General features: G+C 72.4%; 26 protein-coding genes. 5 read left to right on the top strand and 21 right to left on the bottom strand.

What is annotated here, in order from left to right:
• Positions 1-19: 19 nt before the first annotated feature.
• Both glsA and C3V38_RS08955 read right to left on the bottom strand, forming a co-directional pair.
• Positions 20-979 carry a glutaminase A gene (gene glsA / locus C3V38_RS08960; protein WP_106385598.1) on the bottom strand — a complete coding sequence of 320 codons (960 nt, stop codon included), beginning with the start codon at positions 977-979 and terminating at the stop codon, positions 20-22.
• Between the two features lie 39 nt (positions 980-1,018).
• A complete protein-coding gene (locus C3V38_RS08955; protein ID WP_106385597.1) occupies positions 1,019-1,459 on the bottom strand; it encodes a rhodanese-like domain-containing protein in 441 nt (146 codons plus the stop codon).
• 237 nt (positions 1,460-1,696) lie between these two features.
• Between C3V38_RS08955 and ygiD the strand changes: the two genes are divergently transcribed.
• Positions 1,697-2,488, top strand: coding sequence for a 4,5-DOPA dioxygenase extradiol (gene ygiD, locus C3V38_RS08950; RefSeq protein WP_106385596.1), 792 nt, complete (start codon positions 1,697-1,699; stop codon positions 2,486-2,488).
• Positions 2,489-2,521: 33 nt separating this feature from the next.
• Here the strand turns inward: ygiD and C3V38_RS08945 are convergent, their stop codons facing one another.
• From C3V38_RS08945 to ftsH, 11 genes are all read right to left on the bottom strand, one after another.
• Entirely contained in the window at positions 2,522-3,292 is a 771-nt protein-coding gene (locus C3V38_RS08945) for a type III pantothenate kinase (RefSeq protein ID WP_106385595.1), read from the bottom strand.
• Positions 3,293-3,309: 17 nt separating this feature from the next.
• Positions 3,310-3,735, bottom strand: a complete 426-nt coding sequence (gene panD, locus C3V38_RS08940) for an aspartate 1-decarboxylase (RefSeq protein WP_007630228.1) — start codon at positions 3,733-3,735, stop codon at positions 3,310-3,312.
• The gene (gene panC, locus C3V38_RS08935) at positions 3,736-4,722 is read right to left on the bottom strand and encodes a pantoate--beta-alanine ligase (protein ID WP_106385594.1); all 987 of its coding nucleotides are present in this window, start codon (positions 4,720-4,722) and stop codon (positions 3,736-3,738) included.
• Positions 4,719-5,672, bottom strand: a complete 954-nt coding sequence (locus C3V38_RS08930) for a Rossmann-like and DUF2520 domain-containing protein (protein ID WP_106385593.1) — start codon at positions 5,670-5,672, stop codon at positions 4,719-4,721. Before C3V38_RS08930 ends, panC begins: the two co-directional genes overlap by 4 nt.
• 146 nt (positions 5,673-5,818) lie before the next feature.
• Positions 5,819-7,015: a DUF6779 domain-containing protein gene (locus C3V38_RS08925; RefSeq protein WP_106386433.1), complete on the bottom strand. Its 1,197-nt coding sequence runs from the start codon at positions 7,013-7,015 to the stop codon at positions 5,819-5,821.
• 122 nt (positions 7,016-7,137) lie between these two features.
• Positions 7,138-7,614 (bottom strand): DUF3180 domain-containing protein, encoded by a 477-nt coding sequence (locus C3V38_RS08920; RefSeq protein ID WP_106385592.1) that lies wholly within the window; start codon positions 7,612-7,614, stop codon positions 7,138-7,140.
• The gene (gene folK / locus C3V38_RS08915) at positions 7,611-8,141 is read right to left on the bottom strand and encodes a 2-amino-4-hydroxy-6-hydroxymethyldihydropteridine diphosphokinase (RefSeq protein WP_106385591.1); all 531 of its coding nucleotides are present in this window, start codon (positions 8,139-8,141) and stop codon (positions 7,611-7,613) included. The genes C3V38_RS08920 and folK overlap by 4 nt, the downstream gene beginning before the upstream one ends.
• Positions 8,138-8,533: a dihydroneopterin aldolase gene (gene folB / locus C3V38_RS08910; protein ID WP_106386432.1), complete on the bottom strand. Its 396-nt coding sequence runs from the start codon at positions 8,531-8,533 to the stop codon at positions 8,138-8,140. The genes folK and folB overlap by 4 nt, the downstream gene beginning before the upstream one ends.
• Positions 8,533-9,351, bottom strand: coding sequence for a dihydropteroate synthase (folP, locus tag C3V38_RS08905; RefSeq protein WP_106385590.1), 819 nt, complete (start codon positions 9,349-9,351; stop codon positions 8,533-8,535). The genes folB and folP overlap by 1 nt, the downstream gene beginning before the upstream one ends.
• A gap of 41 nt (positions 9,352-9,392) precedes the next feature.
• Entirely contained in the window at positions 9,393-10,016 is a 624-nt protein-coding gene (gene folE, locus C3V38_RS08900; RefSeq protein WP_106385589.1) for a GTP cyclohydrolase I FolE, read from the bottom strand.
• A 33-nt stretch (positions 10,017-10,049) separates the two neighbouring features.
• Complete coding sequence (ftsH, locus tag C3V38_RS08895; protein WP_106385588.1) at positions 10,050-12,527, bottom strand: ATP-dependent zinc metalloprotease FtsH; 2,478 nt, start codon at positions 12,525-12,527, stop codon at positions 10,050-10,052.
• Between the two features lie 152 nt (positions 12,528-12,679).
• On the opposite strand from ftsH, the gene C3V38_RS08890 reads away from it, so the two are divergent.
• Positions 12,680-14,041: an amidase gene (locus tag C3V38_RS08890; protein ID WP_254425932.1), complete on the top strand. Its 1,362-nt coding sequence runs from the start codon at positions 12,680-12,682 to the stop codon at positions 14,039-14,041.
• Here the strand turns inward: C3V38_RS08890 and C3V38_RS18315 are convergent.
• Positions 13,986-14,330: a sigma factor gene (locus C3V38_RS18315; protein WP_371412149.1), complete on the bottom strand. Its 345-nt coding sequence runs from the start codon at positions 14,328-14,330 to the stop codon at positions 13,986-13,988. The two genes, C3V38_RS08890 and C3V38_RS18315, sit on opposite strands and share 56 nt — an antisense overlap.
• A 213-nt stretch (positions 14,331-14,543) precedes the next feature.
• On the opposite strand from C3V38_RS18315, the gene C3V38_RS17615 reads away from it, so the two are divergent.
• Together C3V38_RS17615 and C3V38_RS17610 are read left to right on the top strand one after the other, a co-directional pair.
• Entirely contained in the window at positions 14,544-14,708 is a 165-nt protein-coding gene (locus C3V38_RS17615; RefSeq protein WP_156482520.1) for a hypothetical protein, read from the top strand.
• 145 nt (positions 14,709-14,853) lie between these two features.
• On the top strand, positions 14,854-15,015 hold the full coding sequence (locus C3V38_RS17610) for a hypothetical protein (protein WP_165001094.1): 162 nt from the start codon (positions 14,854-14,856) through the stop codon (positions 15,013-15,015).
• A gap of 317 nt (positions 15,016-15,332) precedes the next feature.
• Here the strand turns inward: C3V38_RS17610 and C3V38_RS08880 are convergent, their stop codons facing one another.
• The 4 genes from C3V38_RS08880 to dacB form a co-directional block, all read right to left on the bottom strand.
• Positions 15,333-16,868 (bottom strand): acyl-CoA synthetase, encoded by a 1,536-nt coding sequence (locus C3V38_RS08880; protein ID WP_106385585.1) that lies wholly within the window; start codon positions 16,866-16,868, stop codon positions 15,333-15,335.
• An 87-nt stretch (positions 16,869-16,955) separates the two neighbouring features.
• The gene (hpt, locus tag C3V38_RS08875; protein ID WP_070722341.1) at positions 16,956-17,513 is read right to left on the bottom strand and encodes a hypoxanthine phosphoribosyltransferase; all 558 of its coding nucleotides are present in this window, start codon (positions 17,511-17,513) and stop codon (positions 16,956-16,958) included.
• On the bottom strand, positions 17,514-18,527 hold the full coding sequence (tilS, locus tag C3V38_RS08870; protein WP_106385584.1) for a tRNA lysidine(34) synthetase TilS: 1,014 nt from the start codon (positions 18,525-18,527) through the stop codon (positions 17,514-17,516).
• Entirely contained in the window at positions 18,514-19,908 is a 1,395-nt protein-coding gene (gene dacB / locus C3V38_RS08865) for a D-alanyl-D-alanine carboxypeptidase/D-alanyl-D-alanine-endopeptidase (RefSeq protein WP_243699667.1), read from the bottom strand. The genes tilS and dacB overlap by 14 nt, the downstream gene beginning before the upstream one ends.
• A 183-nt stretch (positions 19,909-20,091) precedes the next feature.
• Here dacB and C3V38_RS08860 point away from each other — a divergent pair, with 183 nt between their 5' ends.
• Positions 20,092-20,604: an inorganic diphosphatase gene (locus tag C3V38_RS08860; protein WP_106385583.1), complete on the top strand. Its 513-nt coding sequence runs from the start codon at positions 20,092-20,094 to the stop codon at positions 20,602-20,604.
• 122 nt (positions 20,605-20,726) lie between these two features.
• On the opposite strand, the gene C3V38_RS08855 is transcribed toward C3V38_RS08860, so the two are convergent.
• From C3V38_RS08855 to C3V38_RS08845, 3 genes are all read right to left on the bottom strand, one after another.
• On the bottom strand, positions 20,727-21,602 hold the full coding sequence (locus C3V38_RS08855; RefSeq protein ID WP_106385582.1) for a crotonase/enoyl-CoA hydratase family protein: 876 nt from the start codon (positions 21,600-21,602) through the stop codon (positions 20,727-20,729).
• 50 nt (positions 21,603-21,652) lie between these two features.
• Positions 21,653-21,859 carry a PspC domain-containing protein gene (locus C3V38_RS08850; protein WP_106385581.1) on the bottom strand — a complete coding sequence of 69 codons (207 nt, stop codon included), beginning with the start codon at positions 21,857-21,859 and terminating at the stop codon, positions 21,653-21,655.
• 146 nt (positions 21,860-22,005) lie between these two features.
• Positions 22,006-22,899 carry an SDR family oxidoreductase gene (locus C3V38_RS08845; protein WP_106385580.1) on the bottom strand — a complete coding sequence of 298 codons (894 nt, stop codon included), beginning with the start codon at positions 22,897-22,899 and terminating at the stop codon, positions 22,006-22,008.
• Positions 22,900-22,915 lie beyond the last annotated feature (16 nt).

The raw sequence follows: 22,915 nt of genomic DNA, 5'->3' as shown, positions 1-22,915 counted from the left end.
CTGACGAGGATAGTCGTCCCTACGCGGCGGGATCGAACCCGTAGCCACCCACCTCGTCCAACACGTGCAGGTGCAGTCGGTCCGAGAGCTCCTCGATCGCGGCCGCCGCCCGCACACTGTTGCCGTGCTCGTCCAGCCGCGGCGAGAAGGCCGCGACCCCGAGCCGACCGGGTACCACGGCGAACAGGCAGCCCGAGACGCCACTCTTGGCCGGCAGCCCCACCTGGTAGACCCAGTCTCCGGCCGCGTCATACATCCCGCAGGTGAACATCACGCTGTTGGCGTAGCGCGTCGCCCGGTGCCCCAGGATCTGCTCGCCGCCGTCCAGTGCCCGTCCCCGGTTCGCGAGGACGGCGGCCATGTGGGCCAGCTCGCGGGTATCGACCCGGATCGCGCACTGACGGCTGTAGCCCGCGACCACCTCGTGAGGGTCCTGCGCCAGACTGCCCGCCTCCGCCAGCAGATGGGCCAGGGCCTGATTGCGGTTCTGACGGCGGGACTCGATCTCGATGATCTTCTCGTCCACCTCGACCTCCCGGCCCACAAGGCGGGAGAACAACCCCCTGATCTGTTCGAACCGGGACTCCTCGTCGTCGCCCTCGTCCCCCACCAATGCGTGCGCCGCCAGTGCGCCGGCGTTGACCAGGGCGTTGGGTGCGCGGCCCGTGTCCGACTCCAACGAGATCTCGTTGAACGCCTCGCCCGACGGTTCCACGCCGATCCGGGCGGCGACCTCGTCGACACCCTTCTGATCCAGTGCGAGCGCGTAGACGAACGGTTTGGAGGCGGACTGCAGGTCGAACAGGAGCTCGTCGTCCCCGGCAGAGATGATCCGGCCGCCCATGTCGCAGACCGCCAGGGCGAGTGCGTCGGGGCTGGGGTGCTCGTAGTCGCCGAGGTGCGGCGCCAGCTCCCCGAAGGTGTCGTCGCGGACCTCGTCCAGGATCTCGGCGAGGAGGTCGGCGGAAATGTCCGTCATGCTGCGACCGTACCGGCGCGCGCCCTCGGGCGCCGCCGGTCAGTGCGCGGAGATGGCGGAGCGCTCGCGCAGCAGGTGTTCGGCGTCCGAGAGCAGGGCGAGTGCCCGGGCGGCGCGCAGCGCGTCGTGGCCGCCGTCCACCGCACGGACCCCGCGAACACCGCGCGAGTGGAGCTCGAGGGCGAACAGTTCCGCGTCCAGGCCGTCGTCGCTGACGAGGACCACCTCGCGACCCTCACCGACGGCCGCGAGGGGCGCCGCCGAGCGGGGGTCGATCAGGTCCACGGCGGGCCGGGCCTCGACGGCGATCGCGCCGGCGAGGACGCCCTGGCGCTCGCGTTGCGCGCGGGAGCGGATGTCCACGACCAGCGCGCCCGCCCGCACGGCGGCGGGGTACTCGACGGCGGTGAGGACCGTGTCGCCGGTGGCGGCGGAACGGGTGGCGGTGGTGTTGGTGAAGGTACGGACGCTTGACGTCATCTGGTGCTCCCGGGAGGGGTGTCGGCGTGGGACTGGCTGAGGGGCTGCCGGCCGGGGACACCAGTGCTGAACCCGCACGGATGGCGCCGGACCGGCCGGGGGCATTCGTCGCGCGTTCATGTCGGCAATATTAGACAGACCGGTCTATCTACCGCAAGGGCGGAGGCACGGACGGGTGGGCCACTGGCGCCGACAGAGGTAGTTGATGCATCATGTACAGAGAACGAAGGAGCAGCGATGACCCCCTCACCCGCCCGCCAGCCCGCCGTCTTCATCGGCCACGGCGTCCCCCTCAACGCCCTCGAGGTCAACGAGTGGACCCGCCACTGGGCCGCGCTCGGCGACTCGCTCCCCGAGCGCCCCCGGGCGGTGCTGGCCGTCTCGGCGCACTGGTACATCAACGCCACGGCCGTCACCGCGATGAGGTCACCGCGCACCATCCACGACTTCTTCGGCTTCCCCCGCGAGCTCAACGAGTTCGAGTACCCCGCCACGGGCGCGCCCGAGCTCGCGACCGAGGTGGCCGAGGTCGCCAAGCCGACCTGGGTGGGCGCCGACCTGGACTCGTGGGGCCTCGACCACGGGACGTGGTCAGTGCTCGCGCACGTCTTCCCCGATGCCGACGTCCCGGTCGCCCAGCTTTCGGTCGACGCCACCAAGCCCCCGAGCTACCACTTCGACCTGGGCACCAAGCTCGCCGCGCTCCGCGACTCCGGCGTGCTGGTCCTGGCCAGCGGCAACGTGGTGCACAACCTCGGCGCTGTCGATCCGTCCCGCGGCAACGCCGGCACCGACTGGGCGCACCGCTTCGACGACCACGCCCGGGAGCTGCTCACCTCGCGGCCCGAGGACGCCCTGGCGTTACTGGAGCATCCGGACGCGCAGGCGTCCGTGCCGACCGCCGACCATTTCCTGCCCCTGCTGTACACGGCCGGGATGGCCGCCGCGACCGGCGAGACGCTCGACGCCTTCAGCAAGGGCTACGCGTGGGGCTCGGTGTCCATGACCAGCTACCGCTCCGCGGCCTGACGGGGCCGCGGCAGGGTTCGCGCGACCGGGCGGTCAGCAGTTGCGGTCGAACACCAGCCGCAGCCCCTCGAGCGCCAACTCGGGCTCGACGTCGGTGATGGTCCGCGACTCCTCCGCGACGACGTCCGCGCGCAGCCCGGTGAGCACGACCGACGCGTCGGCCAGCTCGTCGACGTCGGTACGAAGACGTTCGACGAGGGCGTCGATCTGGCCGGCGAACCCGATCACGATGCCCGCCTGCAGTGCGGCGACGGTGTTCTTGCCCAGCGCGCCCCGCGGCCGCACGACCTCGATCTTGCGCAGAAGGGCCGTGCGGTCGGCGAGGGCGTCGACGGAGATGTCGATGCCCGGCGCGATCGCCCCGCCGAGGAGCTCGCCGCGCGCGGAGACCGCGTCGACGGTGGTCGCCGTGTCGACGTCGACGACGACGACGGGCCCGTCGAACAGGTGGTGGGCGGCCAGCGCGTTGACCACGCGGTCCGAGCCCACCTCCCGCGGGTTGTCGACCTTGAGCGGCACCCCGGTCTTCACCCCGGGCGCGACGACGACAGCCGGCAGCTGCGGCCAGTAGTCGGCGGCCATCCTCCGGAGTTCGCCCGTGACCGACGGGACCACCGACATCGCGGCGATGCCGGTGAGCTGCCGGGCGCAGTCCCCCAGCAGTCCGCGGATCGTCAGGGCGAGCTCGTCGGACGTCACCGCCGGGGAGGTGCGCATGCTCCAGGTGCGCTCGAGCCGGCCGCCGCCTGGTTGGAAGACGCCGAGTCGGATGTGGGTGTTACCGACGTCGACGGTGAGCAGCATGTCCTGTCCGTGCCGGGTCAGACAGCGGCCGGCTCGGGCACGCGCGGGTTCTTCAGGCCCGACCCCTCGGGGACGTCCGCCGGGTCGGTGCCCTCGGTGAGCATGCGGTTCTCGCCGTCGACGAACACGACGCGGGGCTTGTAGGCGCGGGCCTCGGCGTCGTCCATCTGGGCGTAGGCGATGATGATGACCAGGTCGCCGGGGTGGACGAGGTGCGCGGCGGCGCCGTTGATGCTGATGACCCCCGAGCCGCGCTCGCCGGTGATGGCATAGGTGGTCAGACGACTGCCGTTGTCGATGTCGACGATGTCGATCTGCTGACCCTCGAGCAGGTCGGCGGCATCCATGAGGTCGGCGTCGATCGTGCAGGAGCCGACGTAGTGCAGATCCGCCTGGGTCACCGTGGCCCGGTGGATCTTGGAGTGGAGCATGGTGCGCTGCATCTACAGGCCTTTCTTCAGGTCTTCGGCCATCTCGGCCTGCTGGGCGGCGACGGTGGCCTCGGCGGCGGCGAGGAAGCCGGTGCCGATGGCCACGCCGACGTTGTCGATGAGTCTGGTGGTCCCGATACGGGCGGCGACGAGGAGTCGGCCGGGGCCCTCCTCCGGCGGTTCGCCGAGGTCGGCTCCCCGCAGCTCGAGGTAGTCCACGGAGATCTGGGGGCGCTCGCCCAGGACCGCGCGGGCGGCGTCGACGACGGCCTTCCGTCCGCCCTTCGCCGCGAACGTCCCGGCGACCAGGGCGGCGTTGAGGACGGTGGCGAGTTCCCGCTCGTCGGCGGAGAGGTAGCGGTTGCGGGAGCTCATGGCCAAACCGTCGGACTCGCGGACGGTGGGCACCCCGACGATGCGGACGTCCATGTCGAGATCCGCGACCATCTGGCGGATGAGCACGAGCTGCTGGTAGTCCTTCTCGCCGAAGAACGCCTGGTGCGGGCGGACGATGTTGAACAGCTTGTTCACCACGGTGAGCATTCCGGCGAAGTGGCCGGGGCGGGCCGCGCCGTCGAGGATCTCGCCCGTCGGCCCCGGCTGGAGCGTCGTCCGCGGACCGTCGGGGTACATCGCGGCGGCACTGGGCGCGAAGACCAGCTCGACGCCGGCGTCGGCGAGGCGGGCGACGTCCTCGTCCAGCGTCCGCGGGTAGGCGTCGAGGTCCTCGCCGGGGCCGAACTGCAGTGGATTGACGAAGATCGACACGACCACGACCGAGCCGGGGGTCCGGCGGGCGGCCTCGACCAACGCGAGGTGCCCCTCGTGGAGCGCACCCATGGTGGGCACGAACGTGACCTGCCTGCCGACCTTGCGCAGGGACTCGGTGACGGTGCTCAGGGTGGCCGGGTCGTGGTGGACGGTCAACTCACCGCGGTTGTAACCGGTGGCGGGACGGCCGGGTACCGCGGTGCGCACCGGGTACGTCGTGGAGGTCATCGAAGCTGCTCCGTGAGGTCGGGGGCCAACAGGTCGGTCACGTCGGGGCCGGCGCCCACGCGGTCGGCCGTGCGCAGGGCGAGCGCCCGGTACCCGGTGGCGATGCCGCCGTCGACGTCCTCGAGGGAGTCGAGGTGACGGGAGACGGTGACGGCGTCGCCACGCATCACGGGCCCCGTCAACGCGGCGTCGCCGGAGGCCAGGACGTTGTCGAGGGCCGCCCGCAGCAGCGGCTCCAGCGTCCGGCGGGCGAGCGCCTCCGCGTCCGCGCCGAGCATGCCGTCGGGATCGCCCTCGACGGCCCCGCCGGGCAGGACGGAGAACGAGGCCGCGAGCGCCTCGGCCGCGTCGTTGACGAGGGTGACCAGGTGATTCGCGCCGTGGGCGAGGGCCGCGTGGTAGAGAGCGCGGTGGGATTCGGCGACGGTGACGGGCAGACCGCCGGTCTCCATGACGAGCATCTGACCCACCACGAGGCCGACCTCGTCCGGCGCGGTCAGGGCCCACGAGCAGCCCTCCATGCGGTCGACGTCAGCCGAGCCGCCGGTGAAGGTCATGGCCGGGTGGGCCGCCACGACCACGGCGCCGGCGTCGGCGGCCGGGCGCAGGACCTCCGCGCCGACCGCGCCCGCGACGTGGACGACGATGTGGCCGGGTCTGAACGCGCCCGCCTCGGCGAGCTCGGCCACGACGCCGGGGAGTGCGGCGTCCGGCACGGCGAGAATGAGGAGTTCGCCGGCCGCCGCAACCGCGGCGGGATCGGCGATGCGGGCTTCGGGGAGTCGGCGCGCGGCGAGGTCGCGCGACCGCTCGGAGCGCGCGACCAGCGCGGACACGACGTGGCCGCGGCGTTCGAGGGCGGCTCCGACCGCGGTACCCACCCGGCCGGCGGACACGAGGCCTATCGACAGGCGGGCAGGGGGTGTTCCGGTGACGCCGTGGTCGGACATCTCAGGGGTGCTCCAGTGCTCGATCCGTTCCAGGCCCGCTCATTGTCGGCGGGTCCCGGACATCTCGCAGGCGAGAGTAGTCCTGTGGGCGGGCCGAATCAGTATGGAGTGGCGCACTTCACAGAACCGGAGGAGCGGCTCGCGCGTCAGTCCTCCGCGCGGCGTCGGCGACGGCTCGGCTTGGGCGCCTCGCCCTCCCCCAGGCGTGCCATGAGCTCGGCCACCGACAGCCCGCGACCCTCGCCGTGGCGGCTCGCCGGCGCCGACTCGGAGGCGGGCTGGGACGCGGGCTCGGGAGCCGACGCCGGCGCGGGCTCCGACGAACGCCGCGGCTCGGACGTCGATTCGGCCTTCGGAGCGGGCTCGCGCTTCGGCTCGGTCTGCGGAGCAGGCTTCGACCCGGTCTGCGGAGCAGGCTTCGACCCGGTCTGCGGAGCAGGCTTCGACCCGGTCTTCGGCGCGGCCGCCGGGCCGCTCGAGCTCGGGTCACGGGACGGCTGCCCGGCCACCGGGCGCACGGCGGGGCGACGCGGCTCACCGGTCGGCGCGTCCGCGGCGGCCCCACGTCCGGCGACCGGGGCGAGCCGCTCGGTGCGCTCGGTGCTCGGCGTGGCATCCGGCCCGACCCCGGCCACCGACGGCTCGGTCGGGGACGGCTCGGTCGGCGACGAAGGACTCCCCGGCTGCGTCGACCGCGTGAACGGCGCGGACTGGCCGGGCCGGTCGGAGGTCGTCTTCTCCCCGGACGATTCCGTGTCAGCGGAGGTCCTCGCGCCGACCCGCGGCGGCGTCATCCCGGGGGTACGACGGCGGGGCGCGACCCGCTCCGACGGGACGGACGGCAGGGACGAGCCCGCGCCGAGCTGCCCGGCGGCGCCCGGGCCGCCCACGGCGAAGCGGTCCTCGGGGAGGCTGACCCCCAGCGCCGACAACTGCTCACGCAGCGCGGCGATCTCCTGACGCAGCGCGAGCACCGAGTCCTCGGTCTCGGCGCGGACGCTGGCGCGCAGCTCCTTCTCCACCACCAGTTCGTGCTCCCGGCGGGCCGAGATCTCACGCTCGAGCTGCAGCTCGTAAACGGTGTGCAGGTCCCGGACCCGGGCGGCCTCCGCCGCGGCCTGCCTGCGGTAGCGCGCCACGAGGAACGCCCCGATGAACGCCGCCCACAGGGCGGACAGCGTCCCGATCCGCATCCACACCGGGTTGTCCGAGAAGACCATGACGACGGTGGCGATGAGCGCCAGGACCAGCAGCACCCCCAGAGCGATGCTCGCCAGTCCGCGATCGTCGCCGCGCGCGGGGCGAGCTGACCGGGGCTTGTCCATCGCGCCGTCGGAACTCATGACCCGCATGATACTCAGAGAATCACGGGTCACACAGGTAACCAGCGCGTGTCCGCTCCAACGGGGCCGACGAAAGTCGGGTCGCCAGGCGGGATCTCACCCGCCGTTCCCGCACGGCCGGCTCAGGCGGGTTCGCCCAGCCCGCCGTTCTCGTCGTCGTCGGGCGGGGTCTCACACGCCGACTCCAGGAACAGCCCGGCCCCCACCAGGACCGCCCCGGACACCAGGACGGCGAGGGACGAGGGGAGCTCCGCCGCCGCGGCCGCCAGCTCGCCCAGGCGTGGGAGGAAGAACAGGGCCAGCCCCGCCCCGAACCCACCGGTGGCCGCCCCGAGCACCGCCGAGGCCTGCCCCAGCGCCGCGCACCGGGCGATGGTGAGCGGGTGCATCTGACTACGGTCCTGCCCGACGCCGCCGTCCGAGATCGCCGCACGGATGCGGATGGCCAACAGGACGTCGACCGCCGCGACCACCAGCAGCGTCACCCAGCCGAAGCCGATCGGCGGCATGGATCCCAGGAACGCGTCGACGAGGACGTAGGCGGCCACCGCCGCGACGAGCGCCACCAACGCGAGGGTCGACTTGGCCACCCGCGTCATGACGGCGACACCCGGCTCTGAGGAGCGAGGGCCCCGGGAAGCCGACGCACCGCGGAGACGTCCGCCGGGTCGAGCGCCGCGAGGTGGTCGGTGACGGGCACGCCGGCCAGGCGGGCGTCGGGATCGATCTCCAGCCACGGCACGAGCACGAAGGCGCGCTCGGCCGCACGCGAATGGGGAAGGGTAAGGGTCGGATCGTCGGAGACCACGGTCTCGCCGTCGACGTCGGCGGTCACCACGTCCACGTCCAGGGTCCGCGGTCCCCACCGCACCTCGCGGGTGCGGCCGGCCGCGCGCTCGCGGGCGAAGCCCCACTCGAGGACGTCGGCCGGAGTGCCGGGGTGCTCCACGAGGAGAGCGGCGTTGAGGAAGTCGTCCTGCTCGACGCCGCCCCACGGCGGGGTGGCGTAGACCGAGGACGCCGCGCGGAGGATCCCGTCGGCGGCCGCGGCGTCCACGACGCCCCGCAGGAGCTCGAGGGCGTCGCCCCGGTTCCCGCCGATCGACAGCACCGCCCGGCAGCTCACCGCTCGCCCCGCTCGTGGTGGCTCCTGCCGCCGCGGGAGCGCCGTGCCACGACGGCGACGTCGGCGAACTCGGCCGGGATGGGGGCCTGCGGCTTGTGCAGCGTCACCTCCACCGCGTGGGCGTCGGGTGCCATCTCCATGACGCCGTCGGCGATCCGCGAGGCCACCGTCTCGATGAGGTCGTAGGACGGCCCGGCGACGACATCGCGCGCGAACAGCGCGAGTGCGCCGTAGTCGACCGTGTCGGCCAGGTCGTCGGAGGCGGTCGCGGCGGTGAAGTCGGTCCACAGGACCAGATCCACGAGGAAATCCTGGCCGTCCCGCTTCTCGTGGTCGAAGACCCCGTGGTTGCCGCGCACCTTCAGTCCGCGGAGTTCGATGCGGTCGGCCATCAGCGCGCTCCCGTTCGTCCGGCCGCCCACGCGGCGGCGACCCGCACCGCGTCCGCGCTGGGGGCGACGTCGTGGACGCGCACGGCCCACGCACCGGCGGCGGCCGAGAGCGTGCTGATCGCCGCCGTCGCCGGGTCCCGGCCGGTCACCGCGCGGGGCCGCCCGTCGGGCTCCGGCAGGAGGGAGCCGAGGAAGCGTTTGCGGGAGGCGGCCACGAGGACCGGGAACCCGAGATCGACGAGCCGGTCGAGCCCGTGGAGCAGAGCCCAGTTGTCCTCCCCGTTCTTGGCGAAGCCCAGCCCGGGGTCGAGGACGACGTCCGCGGCGTCGATCCCCGCCGCGAGGGCGGCGTCGGCCCGGCGGGCCAGGTGGTCGCGCACCGCGCCGGCGACGTCATCGCCGTAGTCGGCACGTCCACCGGCGCCGGCCCGGTACTCGTCCGGGGACACCCAGTGCATGAGGATGATCGATCTCCGGTTCTCGGCGACGACCCGGAGCATGTCGGGATCGGCGAGCCCGCCGGAGACGTCGTTGATGATCGCCGCGCCCTCCTCCATCGCGCGGGCGGCGACCCGGGAACGCATGGTGTCCACCGAGACCGGCGCGAAGCCGGCGACCTCGCGGACGAGCGGCACGACGCGCTGTTCCTCGTCGGACTCCTCGACCCGCAGCGCACCGGGCCGGGTGGACTCGCCGCCGATGTCGATGAGGTCCGCGCCCTCGGAGACCATCCGCCGGGCGTGCGAGACCGCGTCGTCGAACGCGAGATGCCGCCCACCGTCGGAGAAGGAGTCCGCCGTGACGTTGAGGACCCCCATCACCGCGCAGTGCGCCGGGCGGGGCAGCCGACCTGGCGTGCTCACGTCCCGCGCAGGAGGCCGAGCGCCTCCGCCCTCGTGGAGGCGTTGGACCGCATGATCCCGCGGACGGCCGACGTCGTGGTGACCGCGCCCGCCTTGCGGATCCCGCGCATGGACATGCACAGGTGCTCACACTCGATCACCACGAGCACGCCGGAGGGGTCGAGCTTGTCGACCAACGCGTCGGCGACCTGACTGGTGAGGCGCTCCTGCACCTGGGGGCGCTTGGCGTAGAGGTCTACGAGGCGGGCGAGCTTGCTCAGGCCCGTCACCGCGCCCGACTGCCCGGGGATGTAGCCGATGTGGGCGACCCCGTGGAACGGGACGAGATGGTGTTCGCACGTCGAATAGATGGGGATGTCACGTACCAGCACGAGCTCGCGGTGGTCCTCGTCGAAGGTGCGGGACAGCACCTCGGAGGGGTCCGTGTACACGCCGGCGAACACCTCGCGGTAGGCCCTCGCCACCCGGGCGGGCGTGTCCTGCAGGCCCTCGCGGTCCGGGTCCTCGCCGACTGCGATCAGCAGCTCACGGACAGCGGCCTCCGCGCGGGGTGCGTCGAAGACCTCCCCCGTGTGCATCGAGCGCGCGTCGGCGGGGGGGATGTGGTCAGGGGTCGTCATCAATCCTCTTCTCGCACGAAGCGGCCGCGGCGGTCAGTCCTCACGTTCCCACGGCGGTTGCCAGTCGGGGTCCTTGTCCTCGCGGCGGTGTGAACCACCGCCCGGGACGTCGGAGCCGGTGCCGCGGGGGGCGCCGTCCGTCCCGCCGTCTCCCACCCGCGACCAGGCGCGGTTCGACGGCTCGGCGGGGTGTTCGCGACGGTCGTCACTCTCGGGGCCTCCCCATCCGTCGGTGGGTCGACCGTTCACGGGCGCGGCGGGCAGACGCGTGGTCTCCGCCCCGCTCGCTCCGTGGTCACCGTGGCGGGCGGGCTGGCGCGGGGGCCAACCCGGCGCCGACCAGCCCGGGGGCGGCGGCGTCCCATAGGCGGGGATGCCGGACGAGCCCTGACCGCGGTCGGCGGAACCTGCCGGGCCGCGGGGCACACCGGCGGAGGCGCCGACACCGTTGCGCTCGTCGCCCGGCCGGTCGTGGGTCCGCGGGTCGCCGTCCGACGCGCGGTCACCCGCATCGCGACCGGTCGGCAGGACCGGCATCGCGAACGGGTCGGTCACCGGCGGGGGCCACGGCTCGCCGCGCTCCTTGGCCAGCTCTCCCGGGGTCTTGATGGGCGGCCGCGTCGACGGGATGCGGCCACCGAAGTCGTCGAACTCGGTGATCCGCGGGCGCTTGACCACGTCGGCGAAGAGCCTCTCGAGATCGTCCTGGCGCAGGGTCTCCTTCTCGAGCAACTCGCCCGCGACCGCGTCGAGGATGTCGCGGTTGGTCTCGAGCACCTGCCACGCCTCGGTGTGGGCGGCGTCGATGATCCGGCGGACCTCGTCGTCGATGATCTTGGCGACCTCGGGCGAGTACTCCCCCGCCGCGGAGCCGCCGCGGCCGAGGAACGGGTCCCCGCCCTCGCCGCCGTACTTCACGGCGCCGAGCTTGGCGCTCATGCCGTACTCGGCGACCATCGTGCGGGCGATGCGGGTGGCCTGCTCGATGTCCGAACTGGCTCCCGACGTGGGCTCGCCGAAGATGTACTCCTCGGCGGCGCGACCGCCCATCGCCATGACGATCCTCGCGATCATGTCTGCGCGCGTCATCAACGACTTGTCGTCCTCGGGGACCACGAGGGCGTGACCGCCGGTGCGGCCGCGGGCGAGGATGGTGACCTTGTGGACGGGCTCGAGGTCCTCCATCGCCCACGCGGCCAGGGCGTGTCCCGACTCGTGGTAGGCGGTGACCTTCTTCTCGTGCTCGCTGATCACCCGGTGCTTGCGGCGCGGGCCGCCCACCACGCGGTCCGTGGCCTCCTCGAGGATCTCGATGTCGATCTCGTCGCGGCCCAGACGCGCCGCCAGCAGCGCGCCCTCGTTGAGCACGTTGGCCAGGTCCGCACCCGACATACCGATCGTGCGCCGGGCCAGCGACGTCATGTCGACGTCCGCCGCCAGCGGCTTGCCGACCGAGTGGACGGCGAGGATCGCCTCACGGCCCTTGAGATCCGGATTGGTCACCGGGACCTGACGGTCGAACCGGCCCGGGCGCAGAAGCGCCGGGTCCAGGACGTCGGGCCGGTTCGTGGCGGCGATGAGGATGACGGTCGAGCGGTCGTCGAACCCGTCCATCTCCACGAGGAGCTGGTTGAGGGTCTGTTCGCGCTCGTCGTGACCGCCGCCGGTGCCCGACCCGCGGTGCCGGCCCACGGCGTCGATCTCGTCGACGAACACGATGCAGGGCGCGTTCTGCTTGGCCTTCTCGAACAGGTCACGCACACGCGAGGCGCCGACACCGACGAACATCTCGACGAAATCCGAACCGGAGATGGAGTAGAACGGCACCCCGGCTTCGCCCGCGACGGCGCGCGCGAGCAGGGTCTTTCCGGTGCCGGGCGGGCCGTACAGCAGGACACCGCGAGGGATCTTGGCGCCGAGACGCTCGTATCGCGCGGGGTTCTGCAGGAAGTCCTTGATCTCGTTGAGCTCCTCGACCGCCTCGTCCTCGCCCGCGACGTCCGCGAACGTGGTCTGGGGCATGTCCTTGGTGAACTCGACGGCGCGCGACTTGCCCACCCCGAACAGTCCGCCCTTGCCGCCCTGCATCCGCGACATGAAGAAGAACAGCAGCCCGAACAGGATGAGCATGGGCAGCAGGAACGACAGCATCTGCGACAGGAAGCCCTGCTGGGTGACCGAGGTGTCGTACTTCTCCGGCTCCGCGGCGGCCACCCGGTCGAAGATCTGATCCGCGGCCCGCTCCGGGTACTTGGCGAGGAGCTGGTCGGTCTCCTCCGCACCCTCCTCGGGCGTGATCGGGTTCTCGAGCGTGAGCCGCAGCTGCTGCTCCCGGTCCTCGATCAGCACTTCCCTGACGTTGCCCGCGTCGACCTGCGCCAACGCCACCGAGGTGTCGACCTCGGCGAAACCGCGGTCGTCGTTCGCGAAGAACGAGAACCCGACGATGGCCAGGATGATCACGCCCGCGATCGCGACGTTGCGGAAGACGGTGTTGCTCTTGCGTTCCATTCGGTCCTCGTGTGGAAGGACGGCCCAGCCGGTCGGAGGGCCCGGTCGTGCGCCCGACGTCGTCGGTATCGCCCCAGGCTACCCGCCGGCACCGACACTCCACCCCGATGATCGCCACGGGCACACACCCCCGCCGTCGTACGATCGGGGCCGTGACCACCGATCCCTTGTCCGCGATCGCGACCGCGGAGGCCGTGCGCACCGGCGTCACCGGCGCGCTGGAGACGCTCGACGCCGCCTTCGACCGGGTGGACGATCTGAACCCGTCACTGCGCGCCTTCACCACCCTGCTGCGGGCGGACGGCCGGGCAGCCGGGGCCGCCGTCGACGCCGGGACACCGGAGGCCCGCGCGCGACTCCCGCTGGCGGGGGTCCCGCTGGCGATCAAGAGCACGGTCACCCTCGACAACCCCGTGGTGGCCCCCCTGTTGGCGGCCGGCGCCGTCCCGGTGGGCGTCACCGCCGCCCCGCAGTTGTGCACGTGGGGGATGACCGATTCCGACCCCCACGGCATCACCCGCAACCCCCGGGACACGTCGCTGTCCGCCGGGGGGTCCTCGGGCGGCTCGGCCGCGGCCGTCGCCTCCGGCATGGTGCCGCTCGCGGTGGGTGACGACGGGATGGGTTCGCTGCGCATCCCCGCCGCGGCCTGCGGAATCGTCACCATCAAGCCCGGGGCCGGGGTCGTACCGACGCGCCTGTCCGGGGACAACTGGGGCGGCCTGGCCGAATCCGGCCCGCTGGGCCGGACGGTCGGCGACGTCGCGCTCGCCCTGTCGGTCATGGCGGGCCGCCCGGAGCTCGCCCGCACCGGCCCCGTACCCGGCGGGACCCGCGTCGGCCTGTCCGTCGCGAGCCCGATACGGCTGGGCCGCGATCTCGTGCGCGTTCACGCACCCTGGGTTCGCGCGGCGCGGGAAGCCGCCTCACAGCTCCTCGCCGAGAACCTCGTCGTCGTCGACACCCCCCTGCCGTCCCCACGCGACCCGGTCCTCTACCTGGCGCGGTGGACCTCCGCCGTGGCGCGCGCCGCCGAGGAGGAGAACCTCCCCCTCTCGGCGATGGAGCGTCGCACCCGACACCACGCGCTGCTCGGCCGCACCGTGTTCCGGCGGGGTGGCGCCGGCGACGATGACACCCGCTGGAACCGAGGCGTCCGGGCGCTCCGCGCGGACGTGGAGCGCGCCATGGACCGCGCCGGGGTCGAGGTGTGGCTGACCCCGGCGCTGGCCGACGTCCCGCCCGAGGCGACCGACTGGCACCGGCGATCCTGGGGGCGCTCCCTGTGGGCGTCCCTGCGGTTCTCGCCCTTCACACCGCTGGCGAACGTCCTGGGCTGGCCCGCGCTCTCCGTGCCGTGCGGCAGCGCGACCACCCCGGCGGGACGGATCCTGCCCACCTCGGTCCAGCTGCTGGGGCGCCCCGGCTCCGAGGCGACGTTGCTCGCCCTCGCCGCCGTCATCGAGCGGGCGGCCGTCGGCGAAGAGACCCCGGGCGAGGCCGGCTCCTCCTAACGCTCGGTCTCCCGACCTCAGTCCTCCGGCAGGCCGGCGAAGCGCTTCTAGACGTCGCGCTACCACCCCAGCGGTCGAGCGGTCGCGGCACCGCCGCCTTGAGCCGGTCCAGGCACAATCGCGTGACGACGGTCGTGAGCCAGGCGGGCAGCGAGTCGATGGCCGCCTGGTCCGCGCGCGCGAGGCGCAGCCAGGCCTGCTGGACGATGCCCTCGGCCTCCGCATGATCCCCCAGCAGGCGCCCGGCGATCCGGACGAGACGGGGCCGCTCGCGCTCGAAGCTCGTCACCACGTCCACGCCCGTCACCCTCTCAGCTCACGCACGCTCCCACCATAAGGAAAACCGTCAAAGCACCGGCCCGGCCGGCACCATCCGGCGATGATGAGACCGGCTACGGAGGCGACTCTGTTCGCTCGTTGCCACCAGCCGGGTCACGCTGGCGCCGCCCACCACAGACCGGCCGCCCCCTGACGGGGAGCCCTCGACAACAAAGGACGAACAATGGGAAGTCTCGCAACGCTCGCCGCCGGATCCGCCGAGTTCGCACTCGACTCGGGCTCCACTCTCGCCGACATGGGGACGAGCCTGCCGTCGCTGGCGCTATCCTTCCTCGCCGCGCTGCTCGACGGCATCGCCGTCGATCTGGTGGCCAGCGTCGCCGACTGACGCACTATATCGGGGCTTGACTGGACCAGATAAGAAGCGCATCATCTTCGGCGGGGGCGCATGTGAGATATCTCACAATTGGTTTCGTCAGGCCGGACGCGGCGTCCGGCCGCCAGCCCCCACCCGCACAGAAAGGGGCACCACCATGGGCAGCCTCGGAGTATTCGCAGAAGGTTCAGCAGCTTTCGGGCTCAACTCGGGATCGACCGTGGCAGATGCCGCGACCAACCTCCCGTCCTTTTTCCTCGGGCTCCTCGACTACCTCGGCATCATGACCTCCGCCGATCTCACGGCGAGTGTCGCCTGACCGAGCCGGCCCGGGGGGAAGCAGGAACCAGAGCGAGATCCGACATCGGAGAAGCCGCCGACCGCGAGGTCGGCGGCTTCTCTCGCCTGACTGCGAAGTGGGCGGACCGAGACGCGGGGTCGCCTCACGGCGAGGGGCGCAACGCGGCTCCAGCCGAACGGAACTCCGCGAGGGCTGTGTGATTGAGCCCGGGGGACACTGCTGCATCCCGATCCGCCCAGTAGAACCACGACGGTGCCAGATCTGTTCCCGCACACCGTCCGAGAGCTCCGCCACAGTCCCCGGCGACACCGTCCACCGGCGCCGCCGGGCCCGCGTCAGACGTACTGCTGCACGATGCGGCGCTTGACCAGCTTCCCGGTGGGCGTGCGGGGCAACTCGTCGACGAGGTCGAGACCGCGGGGGATCTTGAAATCGGAGATGTTCCCCCTCAGGGAGTCGAGGATCTCCTCCGCGAGCCCCGGGGCGTCCGCGCGGTCCGCGGCGGGCACGACCACGGCGTGGACCCGCTCCCCCATCTCCTCGTCCGGCAGTCCGATCACGGCGACGTCCTCGACGGCCGGATGCAGGACCAGGGCGTTCTCGATCTCCTGCGGGTAGATGTTCACCCCGCCGGCGATGATGGTGAACGCCTTGCGGTCCGTGAGGTAGAGGAACCGGTCCTCGTCGAGGTAGCCGACATCTCCGAAGGTCGCCCAGGTGGGATGGTCGGGGTGGCGCACGGACGCCGTCTTCTCCAGATCACCGTGATAGGCGAAGCCGCCCTCGTCGTTCTGCCAGTAGATGGTCCCGATCTCGCCGGCCGGCAACTCCTTGCCCTCGTCGTCGCAGATGTGGGCGGTGCCCTTCAGCCCGTCCCGCCCCACCGATCCGGGGCGCTCGAGCGCCTCCTGCGAGTTGATGAACGTGATGCCCATGCCTTCGGTCGCCGAGTAGTACTCGTGGATCACCGGCCCCCACCACTCGATCATCCGGCGCTTGACCTCGGGCGGGCGCGGCGCGGCGGCGTGGATGGCGTGGGTCAGGCTCGACAGGTCGTACTTTGCGCGGGTCTCCTCCGGCAGCTTGAGCATGCGCACGAACATCGTCGGCACCCACTGCGAGTGCGTCACCTCGTAGGCCTCGATGAGCCGCAGCGCCTCCTCCGCGTCGAAGCGGTCCATGAGCACCACGGTCCCGCCGACGGAGTTGACCACGCCGCAGAAGCGCAGCGGGGCAGCGTGGTACAGCGGGGCCGGGCACAGGTAGACGCTGTCGGCGTCGAAGCCGTAGAGGAAGCTGAACACCGGCGTGTAGTGGTCGGCCACCTCGTCGATCTGCCCCTGCGGCGGGTCCACGCGGACACCCTTGGGCCGGCCGGTGGTGCCCGACGAGTAGAGGAAGTCGTGGCCGCGCGGCTGATCCGCCGGGGGCTCGGTCGACTCGCCCTCGAGCAGCGACCGGTAGTCGTCGAACCCGTCGAGCGCGCCGCCGAACACCACCCGGTGCTCGACGACCGGGTGGGCCTCCGGGGTCAGGTCGACGTGATCGGCGACCGGCGCGGAGACGAACAGGGCGCGGGCACCGCAGTCGCCGATGATGTACGAGGACTCGTCCGGGGTCAGGTGATGGTTGATCGCGGCGATGTACAGGCCGGTCCGCAGGGCCGCCCAATACATCTCGACCATCTCGAGCGTGTTGTCCGAGACCACGGCGATCGTCTCGCCGGGGCGAAGCCCCCAGTCGTCGACGAGGAGGTGCGCGAGCTGGGCCGAGCGGGCCTCCAGCTCGGCGTATGTGATCTGATCACCCGTCGCGGAACGGATCACGGCGGGCCTGTCCGGGGTGGTGGCGGCGAAGGTACCTGGATACATGTCCAGAGCGTAACCCCGGCGTGTGACCTGCGTCACGGATCGGTCATCGCTCTCCGCCGGCCACGGCGGCCGCACCTCCGCCGCAGGTCAGGAGTACATGCGCGGGTGCAGGCGGCCGATGTACGGCAGGTCGCGGTACCGCTCGGCGAAGTCCAGGCCGTAGCCCACCACGAACTCGTTGGGGATGTCGAAGCCGATCTCGAGGATGTCGAGATCGGCCTTCACCGCGTCGGGCTTGCGCAGCAGGGTGACGATCTCCAGCGAGCGCGGGTTGCGGGTCTTGAGGTTGCGCATCAGCCACGACAGGGTGAGGCCGGAATCGATGATGTCCTCGACGATGATCACATCGCGGTCGGCGATGTCGCGGTCCAGGTCCTTGAGGATCCGCACGACGCCCGAGGAGCTGGTGGACGAGCCGTACGAGCTGACGGCCATGAACTCCATCTCGGACGGGATGGGCAGCGCGCGGGCGAAGTCGGAGACGAAGATCGCGGCGCCCTTGAGGACGGCGATCAGCACGACCTCCTTCTCGACGTCCGCGTAGCGCTCGCCGACGGTGGCGGCCATCTCGGCGATCCGCTCCCGGATCGCGTCTTCATCGAGGAGTACGGACTCGATCTCGTCCGCGTACTTGTCCGTGGTCATCTACGTCCCCGCTCCACTCGCCCGCTCGTTCTCCACCACCAGCCTTCCATGTCGGCGCCGGGCGACCAACCTGGCCGCCGGGCCCACCCCGCGCGCCCCGGCGGGTCCGCTGCCGCCGACCGCGACGCCGCCCTGTCCGCGCCAGTCCGTGACGAGCGCGGCCACCGCTGTCAGGTGTGCGTACGTCGGGGAGGTGACCCCCCGGGACAGCAGCCAGCGGCGCAGGACCCGGGTGAGCACTGCGGTCGGCACCCGCTCCAGCCGGCTCACGTCCAGTGCGCCGTCGTCGCCGACGGGAACGGCCTCGGCGAGGCGGTCGAGCTCGTCGTCGTCGACCCTCGCCAGTTCCGCGGTGCGCGCCAGTCCCTCGGCGACCCCACCGCCCAGGACGTCCTCGAGCAGCGGCAGTACCTCGTGGCGCACCCGCACGCGCGTGTAGGCGGGGTCGATGTTGTGCGGGTCGTCCCACCAGGTCAGGCCCAGGTCGCGGCAGGCGGCGCGGGTGTCGGCGGCGCGCACGCCGAGGAGGGGGCGGCCCCACGGCGCGTCCCACGCGGCCATCCCGCGCAACGACCGCGCGCCGGAGCCCCGACCCAGGCCGAGCAGGACGGTCTCGGCCTGGTCGTCGAGGGTGTGGGCGAGCAGGACGGGTCGGTCGCGGCGCGCGGCCTCCAGCGCGGTGTACCGCGCGCTGCGGGCGGCGGCCTCGGGGCCGGAACCCCTCTGGTCGACGACGACGACGAGGACCTCCGCGTCAACCCCGAGCCCGCGGGCCGCGGCCGCCGCGCGACGGGCGACCTCGTCGGACCCGGGCTGCAGGCCGTGGTCCACCACGAGGGCCGTCACGTCGGCGAACTCGGCGGCGGCCGCGGCGGTCAGGGCCAGCGAGTCGGCGCCCCCGGACAGGGCCACGCACACCTCGTCACCGACCTCGGGGTGGGCGCGTCGGAACGCCCGCACGGCGGCGCGCACCGTCCACGCGGCGCCGGTCCAGGCCCCGCTAGCGGCAGCCACAGGTCCGCAGCTCGGCGGCGATGCGGTCAAGGACCGGGCGCGCGACCGAGGGGTCGGTACCGGAGGACAGCAGGGCGAAGCTCATGGACCGCCCGTCCGCGCTGGTCACCGTGCCCGCCAGCGCGCTGGTGCCGCTGAGGGTCCCGGTCTTGGCCCGCACCCAGCCGGCGCCCGCCTCCGCCGGGCCGGTGAAGCGGTCGGCGAGCGTGCCCGAGCCCGCGGCCACGGGCAGGGTGTCGAGCAGGTCGCGCATCTCGCGGGTCGCGTCGGGGGCGGCCGCCGTGCGCAGGACGTCGGTGAGCGCGGCCGCGGACAGGCGGTTGCCGGAGCTCATCCCGGAGCAGTCGTCCAGGCGCACGCCCGTCATGTCCAGGCCGTGCTCGGCGAGGGTGTCGACCACCGCGGCGGTGCCCTGGGCGAAGCCCGCCGGCCGGTCGGGGTCCCGCTCGAGCGCGACCTCGCGGCAGATGGTCTCGGCCAGGACGTTGTCCGAGTACACCAGCATCGAGCGCACCCGCTCGGTCAGCGGCGCCGACGACACCCGGCCCAGCTCCCCGCCCGTCTCCACGGCGGTCTCCGAGACCTTGACCCGCTCCGGGTCCACGCCCAGCTCGCGCGCCAGGGCGCGCCCGGCGGCCAGCGCGGGCTCGGTCGAGCGGGGCGAGTACTCGTCCGCCGGGTCCAGGCGCCCGGCGTCGAGCATCCACGCGTCCACCGGCGCCACGTTGCCGGCCGCGATCTCCGCGGGCACCCAGTTCGGCCCCATCCGCGGTCCGGTGTACGGGCCGGGGGCCACGACGATCCGCGCGGGCGTCATCCCGGCGGCGCGCACCACGTCGGCGGCCTGGACGACGGTCGCCGCGCCCGGGAACAACGGCCCCGGCTTCGCCCCGCCTGACATGGTCGGATCGCCACCCGGGACCACGACGAGGGTGTCCGGCTCGGCGCCCCGCGCCAGGGTGGTGTCGACCCTGGCGTCCGGCGGCAGCTGGAGCATGGCGGCGACCGCGGTGAGCAGCTTGGTGGTGGACGCCGGGACCTTGGCCTCGCGCGGGCGGACCTCCCACAGCACCTGTCCGGTGGCGTCGTCGACGACGCTGGCGGTGAGGTCGCCGACCGCGGGGTCCTGGGCGAGCGGGGTCAGGATCCGCTTGAGCGCGGCCGGGTCGGGCATCGGGGCCGAGCCGTCGGCCGGCAGCAGGCCGGGATTCACGTCGTAGGCGGCGTCGGAGGAGGTGTCCCCGATGAGTCCGCCGCGCTGGTCGACGTCGGTGACCAGGGCCGCCGCCACGAGTCCGGCGACGAGGACGGCGACGACGACGAGCACGACACCCGCCCGCCACACGAGCCCGCGCCCGCGCCACACTCCCCGCTCGGTCACTCGACCCACTTCCCGGACGCCCGCACGTCCACCGCACCTGTCCATGTCGCCTGCTGCCGCCCCACGCTAGCGGCCCGCGTGACGGCGCCCACCCCCGACGCCGGTGGCGCCTACTAGAATCACCCCGAATTGCCCGGGAGAGCCGTCTCGGGTTCCGGAGCATGACGATTTGTGAGGTAGCCCGTGACCGTCGAAGTGACCATCGAGATCCCCAAGGGTTCGCGGAACAAGTACGAGATCCACCACGAGACCGGCAAGATCTACCTCGACCGGTTCCTCTTCACCTCGATGGGTTACCCGGCCGACTACGGCTACATCGACAAGACCCTCGCCGACGACGGTGACCCCTGCGACGCCCTCGTGCTGCTCGACGAGTCCGTGTTCCCGGGCGTGATCGTCAAGTCCCGCGTCGTGGGCGTCTACACGATGTCCGACGAGGCCGGCGGCGACGACAAGCTGCTGTGCGTGCCCGACCTCGACCCGCGCTGGGATCACATCCAGGACATCGACGACGTCCCCGACTTCGAGCTCAAGGCCATCGAGCACTTCTTCCTCCACTACAAGGACCTCGAGCCGGGCAAGCACGTCACCCCGGGCGAGTGGCGGGACAAGGCGCACGGCGAGAAGCTCGTCGCCGAGGGCCTGGAGAACTTCGTCGAGCACCCCGAGGAGAAGGCCGAGCCCTTCCGGGGCTGAACGAGGCCCGACCTCATCGAGAAGACAGTTCCGCCCGTGTCGCCCGAGTGGCGATGTGCGGAACTGTCTTCTCGTTGGTGGCAGGGTGGCGGTCGCGTGGTGCAGAGGCCGACCCCGACCGGTCAGCGGCCGGTGAACTTCGCCTCGCGCTTCTCCAGCGTCGCGCTGATCGCCTCCATCATGTCGGCGGAGGCCAGGAAGCCGGCGTTCCACGTGGCCACGTAGCGGTTGGACTCGTAGATCGGCCCCTCGATCGCGCGATTGAGCACCTCGCGGGTGCCGCGCACCACGAGCGGCGGGTTGTCGGCGATCTCGGCGGCCGTGGCGTGTGCCGAGTCGAGGACCCCGGCGGCGTCGTCGGCGACGTGGGTGACCAGGCCGTACCGCAGGGCGGTCTCGGCGTCGATGTCGCGGCCGGTGAGCGCCAGCTCGCGGGTCAGGCCCGAGCCGATGATGTAGGGCAGCCGCGCCAGCGAGCCCATGTCGGCGACGATGCCGACCTTGACCTCGCGCACCGAGTACGTCGAGTCCGCGGAGCCGTGGCGGACGTCGCAGGCCGAGATGAGGTCGATCCCGCCTCCGATGCAGCGACCCTGCACGGCCGCCACCGTCGGCGTCTTGGCGGACGCGACGGCGTCGACGGCCCGGCGCATGTTTTCCACGAAGTCGAGGACGCGCTCGTTGCGGGACGCGTCCGGGGCCTTGTCCTGCGGCAGGAACTCCATGAACTGCGGCATCATCGCCATCAGATCCAGGCCGTAGGTGAAGTTGCGGCCCTGCGCGGCGATGACCGCGGCGCGGACGTCGGGATCCGCGTCGAGCTCGGCCATGACCCGGGGCATCTCCGCCCAGAAGTCCGGGCCCATCGCGTTGTTCCGGCCCGGGCCGATCAGCGTCACCTGGGCGACGTGCGGGTGCCGGGTGGCCTTCTCGACGCGGACGGACGCGTATTCACCAGCGGCGGACGGGGCGGCGGCTGAGGTGTCTGCAATGCTCATGCGCTCAGCCTGCCAGAGCGGTCCCGACAACGGGGAGGGCCCGTCCCCGGTCAGGCGCGGGCGTCGGGCATGACGAACCACAGGATCACGTAGATGAGCAGCTGCGGGCCCGGGAGCAGCAGCGAGGCCACGAACAGGACGCGCACCAACGCCGGGTCCAGGCCGAAGTCGTCGGCCAGGCCACCGCACACGCCACCGATCCAGCGGTCCTCGGATCGGGTCAGGCGCTTCGGCTGAGAGGCGAATTCGTGGGTCATGGCGATCTCCTCGTCGTCGTCCTGTCCGGACGATCGGGGACGTGTTCCCCGGTGAGCTCCACTCTCCACCACCGCGCCTCGCACCACATCGGGGAAGGACCCGGATCCCGACCCTGATCCCACGCCTCGGGGTGGTGCTGCTCGTGTCAGGTGTGGAACTCGCCGCAGTCCACGGTGAGCGTCTGTCCGGTGACGGCCGAGGCTGCGTCGGAGAGCAGGAACAGAACCGGGTCGACGATCTCCGCCTCGTCGGGCAGGCGACGCAGGTCCGTCTTCTCCGCCGTGTGCGCGTAGACGTCCTCGACCGTGCCGCCGTACTTGGTGGCCAGGCTCTCGAAATACGCCTTGAGGGTGTCGCCGTAGATGTAACCCGGCGCGACGGTGTTGACGCGGATGCCGCGCGGCCCGAGCTCGGTGGCCAGCGAATGCCCCAGCGCGACCAGGGCGGTCTTGGCGATCTTGTAACCCGCGTAGCGCTTGCGGGAGTGGTGGATGACGGCCGAGGCCATCATGACGACCGAGCTCGTGGCGGGGCGAGAGGCGGCACCGGGGCGAGAGGCGGCACCGCCGGTGGCGTGGGTGGCGCCGGCGACGTGGGTGGCGTCATCGGCACCCGCGCCGGCCTCGAGGAGCGGGGTGAACTCCTGCGTCGTGCGCAGCGCGCCGAGGACGGACAGGTCGATCCCCGCGGAGATCTGACCGTGATCGGTCCGGGCCAGCGGCTTCATGCTGGGCACCGCGAAGGCGCTGTACACGAGCCCGTGCACCGCGTCGGCGTGGCCCTCGACGGTCTCACGCAGGGCACGCACCGAGTCGGGGTCGGTGGCGTCGACGGGCGCGGCGATCGCCGTGCCGCCGGCACGGCGCACCTCGTCGTCCCGACGGACCGCGTCCGCGATCTCCTCCACCCGCGAGGCCGTCCGCGCCGCGACCACCACCGACGCGCCCTGCGCCGCGGCGCGCAGGGCCAGCGTGTGACCGAAGCCCGGGCCCGCTCCCACGATCACGACGGTCCTGTTCCGAAGGCTCCCAGAAGTCATGCGCCTCACTTAACCA

It is taken from the genome of Dietzia sp. oral taxon 368 (assembly GCF_002999155.1).
Taxonomy (GTDB): Bacteria; Actinomycetota; Actinomycetes; order Mycobacteriales; family Mycobacteriaceae; genus Dietzia; species Dietzia cinnamea.
Note: the sequence above shows the minus strand (reverse complement) of the source record. Positions and strands in the feature narration are given on the sequence as shown.

Excerpts from the sequence above, each read along its gene's own strand:
- glsA (WP_106385598.1), bottom strand. The coding sequence starts at position 979 with ATGACGGACATTTCCGCCGACCTCCTCGCCGAGATCCTGGACGAGGTC.
- C3V38_RS08955 (WP_106385597.1), bottom strand. The coding sequence starts at position 1,459 with ATGACGTCAAGCGTCCGTACCTTCACCAACACCACCGCCACCCGTTCC.
- ygiD (WP_106385596.1), top strand. The coding sequence starts at position 1,697 with ATGACCCCCTCACCCGCCCGCCAGCCCGCCGTCTTCATCGGCCACGGC.
- C3V38_RS08945 (WP_106385595.1), bottom strand. The coding sequence starts at position 3,292 with ATGCTGCTCACCGTCGACGTCGGTAACACCCACATCCGACTCGGCGTC.
- panD (WP_007630228.1), bottom strand. The coding sequence starts at position 3,735 with ATGCAGCGCACCATGCTCCACTCCAAGATCCACCGGGCCACGGTGACC.
- panC (WP_106385594.1), bottom strand. The coding sequence starts at position 4,722 with ATGACCTCCACGACGTACCCGGTGCGCACCGCGGTACCCGGCCGTCCC.
- C3V38_RS08930 (WP_106385593.1), bottom strand. The coding sequence starts at position 5,672 with ATGTCCGACCACGGCGTCACCGGAACACCCCCTGCCCGCCTGTCGATA.
- C3V38_RS08925 (WP_106386433.1), bottom strand. The coding sequence starts at position 7,015 with ATGAGTTCCGACGGCGCGATGGACAAGCCCCGGTCAGCTCGCCCCGCG.
- C3V38_RS08920 (WP_106385592.1), bottom strand. The coding sequence starts at position 7,614 with ATGACGCGGGTGGCCAAGTCGACCCTCGCGTTGGTGGCGCTCGTCGCG.
- folB (WP_106386432.1), bottom strand. The coding sequence starts at position 8,533 with ATGGCCGACCGCATCGAACTCCGCGGACTGAAGGTGCGCGGCAACCAC.
- folP (WP_106385590.1), bottom strand. The coding sequence starts at position 9,351 with ATGGGGGTCCTCAACGTCACGGCGGACTCCTTCTCCGACGGTGGGCGG.
- folE (WP_106385589.1), bottom strand. The coding sequence starts at position 10,016 with ATGACGACCCCTGACCACATCCCCCCCGCCGACGCGCGCTCGATGCAC.
- ftsH (WP_106385588.1), bottom strand. The coding sequence starts at position 12,527 with ATGGAACGCAAGAGCAACACCGTCTTCCGCAACGTCGCGATCGCGGGC.
- C3V38_RS17615 (WP_156482520.1), top strand. The coding sequence starts at position 14,544 with ATGGGAAGTCTCGCAACGCTCGCCGCCGGATCCGCCGAGTTCGCACTC.
- C3V38_RS17610 (WP_165001094.1), top strand. The coding sequence starts at position 14,854 with ATGGGCAGCCTCGGAGTATTCGCAGAAGGTTCAGCAGCTTTCGGGCTC.
- C3V38_RS08880 (WP_106385585.1), bottom strand. The coding sequence starts at position 16,868 with ATGTATCCAGGTACCTTCGCCGCCACCACCCCGGACAGGCCCGCCGTG.
- hpt (WP_070722341.1), bottom strand. The coding sequence starts at position 17,513 with ATGACCACGGACAAGTACGCGGACGAGATCGAGTCCGTACTCCTCGAT.
- C3V38_RS08855 (WP_106385582.1), bottom strand. The coding sequence starts at position 21,602 with ATGAGCATTGCAGACACCTCAGCCGCCGCCCCGTCCGCCGCTGGTGAA.
- C3V38_RS08850 (WP_106385581.1), bottom strand. The coding sequence starts at position 21,859 with ATGACCCACGAATTCGCCTCTCAGCCGAAGCGCCTGACCCGATCCGAG.
- C3V38_RS08845 (WP_106385580.1), bottom strand. The coding sequence starts at position 22,899 with ATGACTTCTGGGAGCCTTCGGAACAGGACCGTCGTGATCGTGGGAGCG.